General features: G+C 73.9%; 13 protein-coding genes. 2 read left to right on the top strand and 11 right to left on the bottom strand.

Going from position 1 to position 12523, the window contains the following annotated elements; all coding sequences use genetic code 11:
- Positions 1 to 5 precede the first annotated feature (5 nt).
- From paaB to paaN, 6 genes are read right to left on the bottom strand one after another with little or no spacing between them, the layout of a single operon-like run.
- The gene (paaB, locus tag ACMCNO_RS17670; RefSeq protein ID WP_412735042.1) at positions 6 to 302 is read right to left on the bottom strand and encodes a 1,2-phenylacetyl-CoA epoxidase subunit PaaB; all 297 of its coding nucleotides are present in this window, start codon (positions 300 to 302) and stop codon (positions 6 to 8) included.
- Positions 299 to 1243 carry a 1,2-phenylacetyl-CoA epoxidase subunit PaaA gene (gene paaA / locus ACMCNO_RS17665; protein ID WP_412750534.1) on the bottom strand — a complete coding sequence of 315 codons (945 nt, stop codon included), beginning with the start codon at positions 1241 to 1243 and terminating at the stop codon, positions 299 to 301. The genes paaB and paaA overlap by 4 nt, the downstream gene beginning before the upstream one ends.
- Positions 1240 to 2103, bottom strand: a complete 864-nt coding sequence (locus tag ACMCNO_RS17660) for a 3-hydroxyacyl-CoA dehydrogenase family protein (protein WP_412750533.1) — start codon at positions 2101 to 2103, stop codon at positions 1240 to 1242. Before ACMCNO_RS17660 ends, paaA begins: the two co-directional genes overlap by 4 nt.
- Positions 2100 to 2879, bottom strand: a complete 780-nt coding sequence (locus tag ACMCNO_RS17655; RefSeq protein ID WP_412750532.1) for an enoyl-CoA hydratase/isomerase family protein — start codon at positions 2877 to 2879, stop codon at positions 2100 to 2102. The genes ACMCNO_RS17660 and ACMCNO_RS17655 overlap by 4 nt, the downstream gene beginning before the upstream one ends.
- The gene (locus ACMCNO_RS17650) at positions 2879 to 4099 is read right to left on the bottom strand and encodes a thiolase family protein (protein WP_412750531.1); all 1221 of its coding nucleotides are present in this window, start codon (positions 4097 to 4099) and stop codon (positions 2879 to 2881) included. The genes ACMCNO_RS17655 and ACMCNO_RS17650 overlap by 1 nt, the downstream gene beginning before the upstream one ends.
- Entirely contained in the window at positions 4092 to 5777 is a 1686-nt protein-coding gene (paaN, locus tag ACMCNO_RS17645; protein ID WP_412750530.1) for a phenylacetic acid degradation protein PaaN, read from the bottom strand. Before paaN ends, ACMCNO_RS17650 begins: the two co-directional genes overlap by 8 nt.
- A gap of 95 nt (positions 5778 to 5872) precedes the next feature.
- Here paaN and paaI point away from each other — a divergent pair, with 95 nt between their 5' ends.
- Both paaI and ACMCNO_RS17635 read left to right on the top strand, forming a co-directional pair.
- Positions 5873 to 6286: a hydroxyphenylacetyl-CoA thioesterase PaaI gene (gene paaI, locus ACMCNO_RS17640; RefSeq protein ID WP_412753739.1), complete on the top strand. Its 414-nt coding sequence runs from the start codon at positions 5873 to 5875 to the stop codon at positions 6284 to 6286.
- Positions 6283 to 6942 carry a TetR/AcrR family transcriptional regulator gene (locus ACMCNO_RS17635; protein ID WP_412750529.1) on the top strand — a complete coding sequence of 220 codons (660 nt, stop codon included), beginning with the start codon at positions 6283 to 6285 and terminating at the stop codon, positions 6940 to 6942. Before paaI ends, ACMCNO_RS17635 begins: the two co-directional genes overlap by 4 nt.
- Positions 6943 to 6998: 56 nt before the next feature.
- Here ACMCNO_RS17635 and iolB read toward each other — a convergent pair whose 3' ends face one another.
- From iolB to ACMCNO_RS17610, 5 genes are all read right to left on the bottom strand, one after another.
- A complete protein-coding gene (gene iolB, locus ACMCNO_RS17630) occupies positions 6999 to 7919 on the bottom strand; it encodes a 5-deoxy-glucuronate isomerase (RefSeq protein WP_412750528.1) in 921 nt (306 codons plus the stop codon).
- A 132-nt stretch (positions 7920 to 8051) separates the two neighbouring features.
- Positions 8052 to 9299: an MFS transporter gene (locus tag ACMCNO_RS17625; RefSeq protein ID WP_412750527.1), complete on the bottom strand. Its 1248-nt coding sequence runs from the start codon at positions 9297 to 9299 to the stop codon at positions 8052 to 8054.
- A gap of 138 nt (positions 9300 to 9437) precedes the next feature.
- Positions 9438 to 10034, bottom strand: a complete 597-nt coding sequence (locus tag ACMCNO_RS17620) for a GNAT family N-acetyltransferase (RefSeq protein ID WP_412750526.1) — start codon at positions 10032 to 10034, stop codon at positions 9438 to 9440.
- A complete protein-coding gene (locus ACMCNO_RS17615; protein WP_412750525.1) occupies positions 10031 to 11557 on the bottom strand; it encodes an APC family permease in 1527 nt (508 codons plus the stop codon). Before ACMCNO_RS17615 ends, ACMCNO_RS17620 begins: the two co-directional genes overlap by 4 nt.
- A 35-nt stretch (positions 11558 to 11592) precedes the next feature.
- Positions 11593 to 12243 (bottom strand): GOLPH3/VPS74 family protein, encoded by a 651-nt coding sequence (locus tag ACMCNO_RS17610; protein WP_412750524.1) that lies wholly within the window; start codon positions 12241 to 12243, stop codon positions 11593 to 11595.
- Between the last annotated feature and the right edge of the window lie 280 nt (positions 12244 to 12523).

Below are 12523 nucleotides of genomic sequence, written 5' to 3'. Positions count from 1 at the left end.
CGGCCTCAGATGTGGGGTACGGACTCGGGAATGGCGTAGTACGTGGGATGGCGGTACGCCTTGTCGCCGCTGGGCGCGAAGAACGCGTCCTTCTCCCCCGGCTGCGACGCGGCGATCTGGTCGGCGCGCACCACCCAGATGCTGACGCCCTCGTTGCGGCGGGTGTACAGGTCCCGCGCGTGGTGCAGGGCCATCTCGTGGTCGGCGGCGCGCAGCGAGCCGACGTGCACGTGGTTCAGGCCCCGCTTGGCGCGCACGAACACCTCGAACAGCGGCCACTCGTGCCGGATCTCGTCGCTCATTGCTCCACCCCTTGCTTGTCCGCCTGCTTCGCGGCGTGGGCGGCCGCGGCCTCGCGCACCCAGGCGCCGTCCTCGTGTGCCTGCCGACGGCGGGCGATCCGGGCGCGGTTCATCGGACCGTCCCCGGAGATCACCCGCTTGAGCTCCGACCAGTCGATCTCGCCGAAGTCGTAGTGCTCCCGCTCGGGGTTCCACCGCAGGTCCGGGTCGGGCAGGGTGACGCCGAGGGCCTGGGCCTGCGGCACGCTCATGTCGACGAAGCGCTGGCGCAGCTCGTCGTTGGTGTGCCGCTTGATCTTCCAGGCCATCGACTGGGCGGTGTTGGGCGAGTCGGCGTCCGGCGGGCCGAACATCATCAGCGACGGCCACCACCACCGGTCCACCGCGTCCTGCACCATCTCCTGCTGAGCCGCGGTGCCGCCCATCATGGTCAGCAGCAGCTCGTAGCCCTGCCGCTGGTGGAACGACTCCTCCTTGCAGATCCGAATCATGGCCCGCGCGTACGGTCCGTACGAGCTGCGGCACAGCGGGACCTGGTTGCAGATCGCGGCGCCGTCGACCAGCCAGCCGATGACCCCGACGTCCGCGAAGCTCAGCGTCGGGTAGTTGAAGATCGACGAGTACTTCTGCCGGCCCTCGATGAGCCGCACCGTCAGGTCGCCGCGGTCGGCGCCGAGCGTCTCGGCCGCCGAGTACAGGTAGAGCCCGTGCCCGGCCTCGTCCTGCACCTTGGCCAGCAGGATCGCCTTGCGCCGCAGCGACGGCGCCCGCGTGATCCACTCGCCCTCCGGCTGCATCCCGATGATCTCGGAGTGCGCGTGCTGCGCGATCTGCCGGATCATCGTGTTGCGGTAGCCGTCCGGCATCCAGTCGCGCGGCTCGACGCGCTGGTCCTTCTCGATGGTCTCGGTGAAGACCCGTTCGCCCGCGTCGCTGTTCATCGCGCCTCCCCCCAGGTGTAGAAGCCCTGCCCGCTCTTGCGGCCGAGCTCGCCGCGGGCGACCTTGTCCCGCAGCAGTTGCGGCGGCGCGAACCGCTCCCCCAGCTCGCGCTGCAGGTGCTCGGCGATGGCCAGCCGCACGTCGAGGCCGACCAGGTCGGTCGAGCGCAGCGGACCCATCGGGTGCCGGTAGCCCAGCTCCATCGCCCGGTCGATGGCCTCGGCGGAAGCGACGCCCTCCTGCAGCATCCGGATGGCTTCGAGGCCGAGCAGCACCCCGAGGCGGCTGGTCGCGAATCCGGGCGAGTCGCGGACCACCACCTCGGTCTTGCCCAGCGCGCCCACCCAGCCGACCGCGGCGTCGCGGACCGCGTCGGCGGTGCGCGGCCCCACCACGACCTCCACCAGGTCGCTGGCGGGCACGGGGTTGAAGAAGTGCATGCCGACCAGGCGCGCGGGGTGGCGCAGACCGTCGGCGAGGCCGCCGATCGACAGCGAGCTGGTGTTGGTGGCCAGCACGGTGTGCTCGCCGACCACCTCCTCGGCGGCTACCAGGACCCGGGTCTTGAGCGCCGCGTCCTCCGGAACCGCCTCGATGACCAGGTCGGCCGCCGCGGGCACGGCGGCCACCTCGCCCGCCACGTCGACGCGGTCCAGCACGGTCGACGGGTCCTCGGTCAGGCGGCCCCGCTCGGCGGCCCGGCGCAGCCCGGTGGCGAGGCGTTCGCGGGCCGCGGCGGCGGCCGCCGGGTCCCGCTCCACGAGCGTCACGGCGGCTCCGGCCGCCGCGAACACCTGGGCGATCCCGGCGCCCATCCGGCCGCCGCCGATCACCGCCAGGATTTTCGGTACGGCGTTCACGACCGCTCTCCCGCCAGGAAGGCGTCCATCCGGGCGCGCTTGTCATCGGACTCGAACAGAATGGCCTGGGCGAGGTCGTCGGTGACCGGGTGGGCACCAGAGGCGTCCGCGACCAGCTTGGTCAGCCGCAGCGCCAGCGGACCGCTGCGGGCCATCCGGTCGAGCAGGGTGTGGGCACGCGCGAGCAGCTGCTCGGCAGGCACCACCTCCGCCACCAGGCCCAGCCGGAACGCGTCGTCCGCAGCGAGCCGCCGCCCGGCCAGCAGGACCTGCTTGGCGACCGACGCGCCGAGAAGCTCCCGCAGCCGCCAGCACGCCCCGGCCGCGGCGAGGATGCCCAGCCCCGGCTCCGGGTTCCCGAAGACCGCCGAGGGGGACGCCAGCCGCAGGTCGCAGGCGTACGCCAGCTCCGCGCCGCCGCCCAGGGCGTACCCGTCGACCGCGGCGAGCGTGGGCATGGGCAGCCGGGCGATCCGGTCGAACAGCCGGCTGTTGATGCCCTGCAGCGCCTGGTCGCGTCCGCGTTCGCGCAGTTCGGCGATGTCCGCACCGGCCGCGAACGTGCCGCCGTGGCCGGTGAGGATGAGCAGCCGGGGCCGCTCCTCCAGCGTGGCGCAGACCTGGTGCAGGTCGCGGACCATCGCGGCGTTGATGGCATTGCGGGCCGTGGGCCGGTGCAAGGTGACCACGACCCGGTCGGTGAGTTCCTCGACCAGCAGCGTGCCACCCGGCGACGCTTGCGCCGCACCGGGGACGGCGGCTCCGGTGGCCGTCATCAGGGCCGCTCCAGCAGCATCGCCACGCCCTGACCGACGCCCACGCAGAGCGTGGCCAGCGCCCGCCGGGCGTTCTCGCGTTCCATGCGGCCCAGCAGGGTGACCGCCAGTCGGGCACCGGAGCAGCCCAGCGGGTGGCCGAGCGCGAGCGCCCCGCCGTCGGCGTTGACCCGGTCCTCGTCGAGCTTCAGGCGGCGGATGACGGCGAGCGCCTGCACCGCGAACGCCTCGTTGAGCTCGACCGCGTCGAGGTCGCCGACCTGCCATCGCGCGCGGGCCAGGGCCTGCTCCGTGGCCGGCACCGGGCCCAGGCCCATGAGCTGCGGAGCCACGCCGGCACTGGCGGTGGTGACGACGCGTGCGCGCGGGGTCAGGCCGTACCGGCGGACCGCGTCGGCGCTGGCCACCACCACGGCGGCCGCGCCGTCGGACAGCGGCGAGGAGGTCCCGGCCGTGACGACGCCGCCCGCCCGGAACACCGGGCGCAGGGCGCCGAGCCGCTCGAGGCTGGTGTCGCGGCGCGGGATCTCGTCCGTGCCGAACTCGCCGCCCTTGACCGGCACGGGCACGATCTCGTCGGCGAAACGACCCGCGTCGATCGCCGCCACGGCCCGCTGGTGGCTGCGCACGGCGAAGGCGTCGCTGTCCGCGCGGGAGACGCCGTCCAGGGCGGCGACCTCCTCCGCGGTCTCGCCCATGCTCAGGGTCACCCGGCGCTGCTCCGGGCCGGCGTCACCGGGCACCGCCCGGTCCGCCTCGGTGAACCGGGGGTTGGTGAACCGCCACCCCAGGGACGTGTCGGCGACCTCGCCTGGGCGCGCCCACGGCGTGCCCGGCTTGGCCATCACCCACGGGGCGCGGGTCATCGACTCGACACCGCCGGCGACCACGACGTCCGCGTCACCGGCGCGGACGGCCTGCGCGGCGGCGCCGATCGCGGTCAGGCCGCTGGCGCACAGCCGGTTGACCGTGTACGCGGGCACGGTGTCGGGCAGGCCCGCCAGCAGCACCGCCATCCGGGCCACGTTGCGGTTGTCCTCGCCGGCCTGGTTCGCCGCACCGAGCACCACCTCGTCCAGCGCGTCGCCCGGCAGCCCGGCGCGCTGCACGGCCGCCCCGACGACCAGGGCGGCCAGGTCGTCGGGGCGCACGCCCGCCAGGGCGCCGCCGTACCGGCCCTGCGGCGTGCGGACCCCGCCGACCAGGAACGCCTCAGGCATCAACGGCCTCGACGTGGTGGCGCGACTGCACCGTGAAGAAGCGGCCCGCCACGAAGTACGCGTCCGTCAGCGAGGCGGTGGCGGCCGGGTTGGCGCCGGTGCCGTGCAGGTCGCTGAACGCCGCGGTCTGGTTGACGAAGACCCCGCCGGTGAAGTTCTCCGCCAGGTGCACGCCCGCGTCCAGGGCGGCCTCCCGGGCCGCGGCGACGACCTGCGGCGAGGTGGAGTACACCGCCGCGGTCAGTGCGCCGTGGTGGCGCACCGTCTCGGTGAACACCCGCAGGCTGTGCGCCGTGGACTCGGTGGCGATGACGAACGAGATCGGGCCGAACCATTCCCGGGTGTAGACCTTCTCGTCGGCGGCGTCGAGCCGCTTGACCACCGGCGTCCGGATGGTGGCGTTCGGGAACTGCTCGTCGGCCACCGCCGTGGAGGGGTGGACGACCGTGCCGCTGGAACCCGCCTCGGCCAGCCGGGCCAGCACCCCCTCGTTGACGATCGCGCCCAGGGTGCCCGCGGCCCGCTTCGGGTCGCCGAGCAGCTTGTCCAGGGCCGTGGCCAGGTCGGCGGCGAACTCGTCGGGGCTGCGGCGCCCGGCGTCGGTGTCGATGCCGCCCGCGGGCACGAGGAAGTTCTGCGGGGTGGTGCACATCTGTCCGCTGTAGAGCGACAGGGAGAACGCCAGGTTGCGCAGCAGGGCCTTGTAGTCGTCCGTGGAGTCGACGATGACCGTGTTGAGGCCGGACTTCTCCGTGTAGACGACGGCCTGGCGGGCGTTGGCCTCCAGCCAGTTGCCGAACTCGCTGGAGCCGGTGAAGTCGACGATCCGCACGTCCGGGTGGGTGGCCAGCGTGGCGGCGATGCCGTCGCCACGCTCCTCCACCGCGAGGGTCACCACATTCGGGTCCACGCCCGCCTCGGCCAGCACCTCCCGGGCGATCTGCACCGTGATGGCCAGCGGCAGCACCGCGCCGGGGTGCGGCTTGACGATCACCGGGTTGCCCGTCACCAGGCTGGCGAACAGGCCGGGGTAGCCGTTCCAGGTGGGGAACGTGTTGCACCCGATGACCAGGCCGACCCCGCGGCCGACGGCCGTGCTCGTCTTGGCCAGGCGCAACGGCTCACCGCCGCGCTGGGGCTTCGCCCAGGTGGAGGTGACCGGGATGCGGGTGGTCTCGGCCAGCGCGTACGCCACCGCCTCGAGGCCACGGTCCTGGGCGTGCGGGCCACCCGCCTGGAACGCCATGACGAACGCCTGGCCGGTGGTGTGCTGCACCGCGTGCGCCAGCTCGAACGAGCGCGCGTTGATCCGGCGCAGGATCTCGGCGGCGACCCCGGCACGCCCGTGCGGGCCGACCGCGCGCCAGCCCGCGGTGGCGGCCCGGGCGGCCGCGACCAAGCCCGCCGCGTCCGCCCGGGGGTAACTCACGCCCAGCTCGATCCCATACGGCGAGCGCTCCGTCGACACGGTGCCGGTGGCGCCGGGGACCTCGATCGGGAACTGCTGGCCGAGCAGGGCGGTGAAGGCCCGCTCCCCGGCGGGGGCGGCGTCCTCCCCGTACACGGATTTGCTGGGTGATTCCGGATAAGCCGACCAGTAGTCCCGTGCGCCGGCCGCCGCGATCGCCTGATCCAGCAGCTCGCGATGCTGCTCGTAGAGATCGGCGGGGGTTGTCATCTGGCCTCCTGAGGTGTTGGCTTACCCTAAATATCTACCGTCCGGTCGGTTGGTAATCAAGGGTTTGGGGTCGGGCGGCGGGAGAGCGGGTGAGGATGGCACGGACCGCAGCGCACGAGATGTTCGACCGCGACGCGGCCTCGCGGGGCCTGGGCATGGAGCTGATCGCGGCTGCCGACGGCGCCGCCGAGGTCCGGATGCCGGTCACTCCCGCCATGGTGAACGGCCACGACATCGCCCACGGCGGATTCGTGTTTCTGCTGGCCGACACCGCGTTCGCCTGCGCCTGCAACAGTCACGGGCCGGTCACGGTGGCGGCGGGCGCGGACATCGCCTTCCTGCAGCCCGCCCGGACGGGCGAGGTGCTCGTGGCGCGGGCCCGCGAACGCGTCCGGCAGGGCCGCACCGGCATCTACGACGTCACCGTGACCCGCGAAGGCACCGGCGCGGTGGTGGCCGAGTTCCGCGGCCGCAGCCACGTGGTGCGCGTGCCCGAGGCGCGCCGATGACCGGGCCCGCCGACCCCGCGCCGGCACCCGCCGAGCTGACCCGCGCCGAACGGGTCCTGCGCGACGGCGCCCGGCCCCGCCGCGGGCGCCCCGGTCACGACCAGGACGCCGTGCTCACCGCAGCGGTGCGCCTGTTCAACGAGCGGGGGTACGAGGCCACCAGCATGGGCGAGCTGGCCGAACGCCTCGGCATCACCAAGTCGAGCATCTACCACCACGTCAGCAGCAAGCAGGAACTGCTGCGCATGGCGGTCGACCACGCGCTCGACGGGCTGTTCGAGGCCGCCGACGAGGTCCGCGCCCGGCAGGCCCCCGCGATCGAGCGGCTGGAGCTGCTGATCCGCCGCAGCGTGCTGGTGCTCGCCGACCGCCTGGAGTACGTGACGCTGCTGTTGCGGGTGCGCGGCAACACGGCCGTGGAGCAGCAGGCGCTGCTGCGCCGCCGGGTCTTCGACGCGATCGTGACCGACCTCGTGAAACAGGCCCAGGCCGACGGGGCGCTGCGCCCCGACATGGACCCCGCGACCGCGGCGCGCCTGCTGTTCGGCATGGTCAACTCGCTCATCGAGTGGTACAGCCCGGACCGCGGCGCCGCCGAGCCGCTGGCCGACACGATCACCGCGATCGCATTCGACGGGCTGCGCACCGCGCGCTGACGGGTCGCTCGCCCCAGTGGACTCCTCGCCCCGGTGGACTCCTCGCCCCGGTGGACTCAGGGGGGCCCGGGGCGGTTCGGGCGGCGCGGCCTGGCGGAGGTCATCGGCAGCCGGGGGTCGACCGGCTGGCCGGTCCAGGCGGCGCGGACCCACGCGTGGGACGGGTCGTCGCAGGCCAGCCACCGCCGCTGACCCGGCCCGGCCATGACGTTGAGGTGGTACAGGTCGTAGCCGGGTGCGGCCATCGTCGGGCCGTGCCATCCGTACGGGATCAGCACGGCGTCGCCGCCGCGTACCTCGGCGCACACGTCGATCGGGCGGTCCAGGTGGCCGTACACCCGCTGGTAGCCCACGCCCGCGGCCCCGGACGGCGACGTGCCCACCTCGAAGTAGTAGATCTCCTCCAGCGGGGCCTCCCCCGGGCGCAACTGGTCGTGCTTGTGCGGCGGATACGACGACCAGTTGCCGCCGGGGGTGATCACCTCGCACACGATGAGCCGGTCGGCGTCGAACGTCTCCGGGGTGCACACATTGATGACCTGCCGGCTGGCCTGCCCGGCCCCGCGCAACTCCACCGCGACGTCCTCGGCGGCTCCGTAGCGGAACGGCAGCCGCCGGCTGGCCCGCGCGCTGGGCAGCGCGAACCGGCCGCCGTTGGGGGCGCGTACCGTGACGGTCGCCTCCTGCGGCAGGTACGCGAAGTCGCTGATCCGGGAGAAGACCGAGTCCCGGCCGGTCAGCGTGACCCGCTCGTCGTCGCAGGTGACGTCGCACCCGCCGGCCAGCGGCACGACGAGCATCTCGTCCGGGCCGGTGGCGAACGTGGCCCGGGTACCGACCGGCAGGTCGAGCACGCGCAGACCGCAGTACCGCCAGCCGGCCAGTTCCGGCGTCACGGCCAGCTCGAACGGCGGCTGTCCGGCACTGCCCCGGGGCACCAGCGGGCCGAGTTCGAACGGTGCCTCGTCCGGGGGCATCCGGGTTCCCTTCCACGATGGTCGGGGTGCGCTGACCGCGACCGGCGATCTGGGATCACCCGTGCCCCGGTGGGCCGCCCGGCTACGCCGGAGGTCACTGACATCGATGTAAGAGCGTCCAGGACCGCCGCGTCAATACCTCCCGCGCCGGCCGCTCGACGCGACGAACGGGATGACGGCCAGGGCCAGCACACCGCCGGTGACGGAGAGGGCGGCGTAGCTGGTCGCGTTCATGATCATGCCGCTGGCGATGCCGCCGCCGGCTCCGGACAGCGCGACGCACAGATCGACGGCGCCCTGGGTCTTCGCCCGGGTCTGCGGGGGCGTGGCGTCGGTGACGATGGCGGTGCCGGAGACGAGCCCGAGGTTCCAGCCGAGGCCGAGCAGGCCCAGGGCGAGGGCGAGCAGGGCCACGGAGGACTCGGGGGCGGTGGCCGAGACGACGCCCGCGACCAGCAGCGTGACACCGGCCGCCACGGCGACCGGGATGCGCCCGACCCGGTCGACGAGGACACCGGTGATCGGCGAGGGCAGGTACATCCCGGCGATGTGTACGGCGATGACCAGGCCGGTCGCGCCCAGCCCGTGGCCGTGGGCCTTCATGTGCACCGGGGTCATGGTCATGACGGCGACCATGACGAGCTGGGTGAGGACCATGGTGGCGGCGCCCGCGGTGACACTGGCCCCGAACGGCGCGGCGCGCCCCGGCGGGTCGCCCGGCCCGGGCGCCTCCTGCGCCGCGGGCATGGCGCGGGCGACCAGCAGCGGGTCGGGCCGCAACAGGACGAACAGGATCCCCGCGGCGATGGCGTAGCCGACGACGGCGAGCGCGAACGGCCCGGCCAGCGCGGGGATGTGCCACTGTTCGGCGGCGCGCCCCGTGACGGTCACCAGGTTGGGTCCGGCGACCGCACCGAGCGTGGTGGCCACCAGGACGGCGCTGACCGCACGGCCGCGCCGGTCCGCGCCGACGAGGTCGGCACCGGCGTACCGGGCCTGCAGATTCGTGGCGGTGCCGGCGCCGTAGACCAGCAGCGACACCAGCAGCAGCGGGATGTTGCCGAGGGTGGCAGCGAGCACGACGCCCGCGCCGCCGAGCGCCCCGGCGAGGTACCCCGCGGTCAGCCCGGCGCGCCGGCCGAGGCGGTGCGACAGGCGTCCGATCAGCAGCGCGGTGGCCGCGGACCCCGCGGTGAACAGCGCGGAGGGCAGACCGGACAGGCTGGTGGTGCCGAGCATCGACTGGGCCAGCAACGCACCGACGGTGACCCCGGCGGCCAGACCGGCGCCGCTGAACACCTGCGAGGCCATGACCACCGCGAGGGTGCGGCGGTGCAGGGCCTCGCGGGCGACGGCCGGGTCGGCGTGGGTGGTGGCCATCAGGGAGGTGTCCTTCCGCCGAAGCTGATCCCCTGATGATGGTCGATCACCGGAACCGGGGCCACGCGCGGGTCCCTGCGCACCCTGACGACCCGGCCGCCCCGGGAGACCCGGTCATCCCGGGGCGGCGTCAGCGGGTCAGGCGGCAGGGCGCCACATGCGGAAGAACGGCGTCCCGTCGGGCAGCGGGATCTCGAAGGTCGCCATGTCGGTGTACCCGTGCCGCCGGTACAGCCGGACGTTGTCGCGGTTGGTGGCCTCCAGGTACGCCGGCGTCCCGGCGGCGTCCAGCTCGGCATGGGTGTGCGCCATCAGCGCCCCGCCCAGCCCCCGGCGCTGGGCCCACGGGTGCACCGCCAGGAACGCCAGGTGCCAGTGCGCCTCGTCGGGGTGGTGCGCGTCGAACAGCTCGTCGAGCGCCCGGAACCGGTCCAGATACGGCCCGGCCAGCACCGCGAGCCGGACGTCGTACGACGGCGGTTCGGGCATCTTGCCGGTGCGGTCGAACCAGACCGCGGTGGCGGCCGGGCCGTCGGGCCCGGGGACCACGTCGACCCGGCCGTGGCCGGCGGCGTGCTCGGTGTACAAGGTGAAGAAGTCACCCATGACGCGCAGCCGGTCGGCGGCGTCCGGGACCAGGTAGTGGTTGGCCTCGAGCCGGTCGAACGACAGCGCGATCAGCTCGCCCACGGCCGCCAGTTCGGCGGGGGCGGCCGGACGGATGGTGGCGCTCATCGGTGGGCCTCCTGCTCGCCGGTCTGGCCGAGGGCCGCCGCGAAACCGCGCGGAGCCGCGGTGACGCTGCGGGCGCCGAAGCCGATCCCGGCGTACACCGGGGGGCGGATGGAGCGCAGGATCAGCGCCCAGGCGACCCCGGCCAGGGCGACGATCCCGAACGCCAGCGGCACCACCCAGGTCGGCGCGGACCCGGGCTCGACGCCGAACAGGGTCGCGATGTTGGTCAGCGCCAGATACGTCATGACGAGCAGCAACGCCGTACTGATCAGCGGCGCACCGACACGGTGCCAGGCGCCCTCGCCCTCGGGGTGGCGGGCGAAGTAGCCGAGCACCGCGACCGACGTGAGCGTGATCAGCAGCAGGACCCCGATGCCGCCGCCCGTGCCGCCCCAGAAGAACAGCTTGACCAGGGGGTCCCAGCCCTCGACCGCGTACAGCACGATGACCGCCAGCCCGAGCGCGGACTGCGCCAGGGAGCCGTTCTTCGGCGCACCGGTGCCCGGCACGGTCCGGCCGAAGGCGCGCGGGAGCACGCCTTCGCGGCCGAGGGAGAAGGTGTACCGGGCGATGATGTTGTGGAACGAGATCATGGCGGCGATCAGGGAGGTCAGGAACAGGGCGTGGCCCAGGTGCAGCGCCAGGGCACCGATCCGGTCGGCCGCCAGATTGAAGAACAGTTCGGGGCCCTCGGTGCCGGCCCGGCTCACCGCCTCGGGCCCGGCCGCCGAGATCATCGCCCAGGCGGCGAATCCGTACAGGACGGCGATGAGGGTGATGGCGAGATAGGTGGCCCGGGGCACGGTGCGCCGGGGTTCGCGGGACTCCTCGCTGAAGACCACGGACTGCTCGAAGCCGACGAACCCGGTGACCGCCATGACCAGCAGTGCACCGGCTCCGGCGCCGACCAGGCTGCCGGGATCGAGCGGGGCCGCGGACGGATGGAACTGCGCGGAGGTCACGTCCGCCAGGGCGAACGCCACCACGAGCACGATCTCGGCGACCAGCAGGGTGGCCAGCACCTTGCCGTTGACCGCGACGTCGCGCACGCCCAGGACGGCTACCAGGGCCCACGCGCACAGCGCCAGCACCCACCACTGCACGTCGACGCCGAACCAGTCCGCGAACAGCGGCGCCGCGATCGCGCCGAAGCCGCCGTACGACGCGACCTGGAACATGTTGTACGCCACCAGCGCCACCCACGCCGCGCCGACGCCGGGCGGGCGCCCCAGCCCGCGCGAGACGTACGCATAGAACGCGCCCGCGTTGGCGATGTGCCGGGCCATGGCCACGTAGCCGACCGAGAACACCGCCAGCACCAGGGCGACCGCCGCGAACGCGACCGGGATCCCGGTGAGGCCGGTGACGGCCAGGCCGGTGGGGACCACGCCGGCGACGACAGTGAGGGGGGCCGCCGCCGACATCACGAAGAACACGACGGCGGCGACGCCGAGGCGGTCGCGGGCCAGGGCGGTGGACAGGTTGCTGACCGCCGGGGCGGTGGTGGTTGCGGTGGTGGACACGCGCGTCTCCAGCAGGGGTGAGGGATGGGTGGTGGTCAGGCGCGGCGGGCCATCACGGCGTCGCCCACCGCGGCCTCGGCATGCCCGACCAGCTCCTGCAGCATGGCTGGCAGCCGGCGGCGGAGCTGGTCGAACAGGTGCTCGCGCTCGGATGCGTTGTAGGTGACGAGGATGTGCTGGTCGAGCCCCGTGGCGAGGATGAGCCCGGCCAGCACGAGGTCGGGGATGTCGAGCAGCTCGCCGCGCCCGACCGCGGTGCGCACCCGGCTGCCGGGCCAGCCCGCCGCGGCGTTGTCCACCGGCACGTACGTGACCCGGTGCCTGCGCAGGCCACGCCGCTCGTGCCGGTGGACGAGCCCGGCGCGGCCGAGCCGGCGCGCGACCAGGTCGGTGGCGACGCCGGTGGCCAGGAACGAGATCCATTCCCGGACCTGGCGGTGTCGCGTCTCCCGGATGAGCTGATCCAGGACGGCCGTGGTGGCGGCGTCCGTGGTGGGCCGGTCGTCCAGAATGGTGAGCCGCCCATCGCGCAGGTCGAGGCGCCGCCACAGGATCAGCTCGGCCAGCAGGCCGGCGGCCAGGCCGAGACCGAGGGTGGCGGGGCTGAGCAGGGACCGGCCGCGCGGGGTGTCGTGGGCGGCGAGGAACAGGTCGTCCGCGAGTGGTAGCTGCGGCGGTGACGCCACTGCCCGTCTCCTCTCGGCCGGCTGACGCCGCCCGTGGGGCGGCGCGTCGGCAGGTACGGTCCGTCGCCGCGCCGGTGGCCTGGGGGACGGCGGACGCACCGGCCCGTGGCTGCCCCGGGCCGGTGCGTCCGCCGTCTCGTCACGGTGCGCGGCCCCCGCGCGACATGGCGTAGCTTGCCAGCGGCATTGACGGTGCGCAATGTCCACGGCGGACAGATCGCGAGTCTGATGTGGACGCTGTGGTGATGAACACTGACACCCGCGTCGGAGCTGCGCGGAT

The sequence above is a fragment of the Krasilnikovia sp. M28-CT-15 genome, from assembly GCF_047159595.1.
Lineage (GTDB): Bacteria > Actinomycetota > Actinomycetes > Mycobacteriales > Micromonosporaceae > Actinoplanes.
The sequence above is the reverse complement of the archived record's forward strand: the minus strand, read 5'-3'. Positions and strand labels throughout refer to the sequence as shown.

Coding starts and splice junctions, on each gene's coding strand:
- iolB (WP_412750528.1), bottom strand. CDS start 7,919: ATGCCCCCGGACGAGGCACCGTTCGAACTCGGCCCGCTGGTGCCCCGG.
- ACMCNO_RS17635 (WP_412750529.1), top strand. CDS start 6,283: ATGACCGGGCCCGCCGACCCCGCGCCGGCACCCGCCGAGCTGACCCGC.
- ACMCNO_RS17625 (WP_412750527.1), bottom strand. CDS start 9,299: ATGGCCACCACCCACGCCGACCCGGCCGTCGCCCGCGAGGCCCTGCAC.
- paaA (WP_412750534.1), bottom strand. CDS start 1,243: ATGAACAGCGACGCGGGCGAACGGGTCTTCACCGAGACCATCGAGAAG.
- ACMCNO_RS17620 (WP_412750526.1), bottom strand. CDS start 10,034: ATGAGCGCCACCATCCGTCCGGCCGCCCCCGCCGAACTGGCGGCCGTG.
- paaB (WP_412735042.1), bottom strand. CDS start 302: ATGAGCGACGAGATCCGGCACGAGTGGCCGCTGTTCGAGGTGTTCGTG.
- paaI (WP_412753739.1), top strand. CDS start 5,873: ATGGCACGGACCGCAGCGCACGAGATGTTCGACCGCGACGCGGCCTCG.
- paaN (WP_412750530.1), bottom strand. CDS start 5,777: ATGACAACCCCCGCCGATCTCTACGAGCAGCATCGCGAGCTGCTGGAT.
- ACMCNO_RS17655 (WP_412750532.1), bottom strand. CDS start 2,879: ATGACGGCCACCGGAGCCGCCGTCCCCGGTGCGGCGCAAGCGTCGCCG.
- ACMCNO_RS17650 (WP_412750531.1), bottom strand. CDS start 4,099: ATGCCTGAGGCGTTCCTGGTCGGCGGGGTCCGCACGCCGCAGGGCCGG.